The sequence below is a fragment of the Pseudomonas sp. P5_A2_2 genome, assembly GCF_054177685.1.
Genome location: NZ_JBGCUL010000917.1, coordinates 1 through 1,747, shown reverse-complemented (window position 1 = coordinate 1,747; position 1,747 = coordinate 1). Strand labels below are relative to the sequence as shown.

2 protein-coding genes are annotated in these 1,747 nt (G+C 58.4%); both read left to right on the top strand.

The window, feature by feature from the left end; all coding sequences use genetic code 11:
* Positions 1-676, top strand: a 676-nt coding sequence (pssA, locus tag ACXRVY_RS27295; RefSeq protein WP_458238759.1) for a CDP-diacylglycerol--serine O-phosphatidyltransferase, incomplete at its 5' end; no start/stop codon positions are given.
* Positions 677-739: 63 nt separating this feature from the next.
* A partial coding sequence (msrP, locus tag ACXRVY_RS27290; RefSeq protein WP_458238758.1) for a protein-methionine-sulfoxide reductase catalytic subunit MsrP occupies positions 740-1,747 on the top strand: 1,008 nt, incomplete at its 3' end.

Below are 1,747 nucleotides of genomic sequence, written 5' to 3'. Positions count from 1 at the left end.
CTCGATGAGCGCCCAGGCAGCCTTGAGTGCCGGCGACTCCGCCAATGCGAGCAAGTACTTTGCGTTTGCGGCCATCGCCATTTTCGTCGCGATGGTACTCGACGGCCTTGATGGTCGCGTTGCGCGCATGACCAATACCCAGAGCGCCTTTGGTGCCGAGTATGACTCGCTGTCGGACATGGTTGCCTTTGGTGTGGCGCCGGCATTGCTGGCCTTCGGCTGGGCCCTGGGTGACATGGGCAAGGTTGGCTGGATGGTCGCCTTCATCTATGTGGCGGGCGCGGCTTTGCGTCTCGCGCGCTTCAACACCCAGGTCGGCACCGCGGACAAGCGCTACTTCATCGGTCTGGCCAGTCCCGCCGCTGCGGGTGTGGTTGCAGGTATCGTCTGGGCGTTCAGCGATTACGGTATCCAGGGGTCGAAGATGTCCTTCCTGGTTGCATTGATGGTTGCTGCGGCCGGCATGCTGATGGTCAGCAACATCAAGTACAACAGCTTCAAGGAGCTGGACCTGAAGGGGCGAGTGCCTTTCGTGGCGATTCTCGCAGTAGTGTTGGTGTTTGCGGTTGTTTTCAGTGATCCGCCGCGCATCCTGCTGCTGGTGTTTCTTGCCTATGCAGCCTCCGGCCCGGTTCAATACCTGTTACATCTTCGTCGGCGTAAAAGCGTCGAGTGATGTAATTTCCCTCATACTCCGCAGTCTGTTGGTGCATCTGTTCTCCAATACTGCGGAGTAGCCATGCTGATCAAAGTCCCTAAAACATCCGACTGCCATGAGTCGGACGTCACGCCTGAATCCCTCTATCTATCTCGACGCAATGTGCTCGGCGCCACGGTCGCCGGCTTCGCTCTGGGCAGCCTGCCGCAATGGGCCAGCGCTGGCGATGCTGCGCGTTACCCGGATGTCGAGCCCGTCAAGGCGCCTGCCTGGTTCAGCGAAAAACTTCCGGCTACCCAGTGGGGTGCGATCAGCGTCAAGGATGAAGCGATCACGCCGTTCAAGGATGCGACTCACTACAACAACTTCTACGAGTTCGGCACCGACAAAGGTGATCCGGCCGCCAACGCCGGCACGCTGAAGACGCAGCCGTGGTCGGTGGTAGTGGACGGGGAGGTGGGCAAGCCTGGGCGGTATGCGCTGGAGGACTTCATGAAACCGTATCAGCTGGAGGAGCGAATCTACCGGTTGCGCTGCGTGGAAGCCTGGTCGATGGTCATTCCCTGGATCGGTTTTCCCCTCTCGGCCTTGCTCAAAGAGGTTGAGCCGACCTCGAAAGCCAGATTCATCCGCTTCGAAACCCTGCAGGATCCCAAAAGCATGCCGGGTCRGCGCTCCGGTTTTGCCTTGATCGACTGGCCATATATAGAAGGGTTGCGTCTGGATGAAGCGATGAACCCGTTGGCGATTCTTGCGGTAGGCATGTACGGGCGTGAGTTGCCTAATCAAAACGGTGCGCCGTTGCGTTTGGTGGTGCCCTGGAAATATGGCTTCAAGAGTATCAAGTCCATCGTGCGCATCAGTCTGGTCGACGAGCAACCGAAAACCACCTGGCAGAGTATTGCTTCGGATGAATATGGCTTCTATGCGAACGTGAATCCCACTGTTGATCATCCTCGCTGGACTCAGGCACGTGAGCGCCGCCTGCCCAGCGGCCTGTTCAAGCCCAATGTGCGCGACACGCAAATGTTCAACGGCTATTCAGAGGAAGTCGCCTCTCTATATGCGGGGCTCGACCTGAGGAAGAAC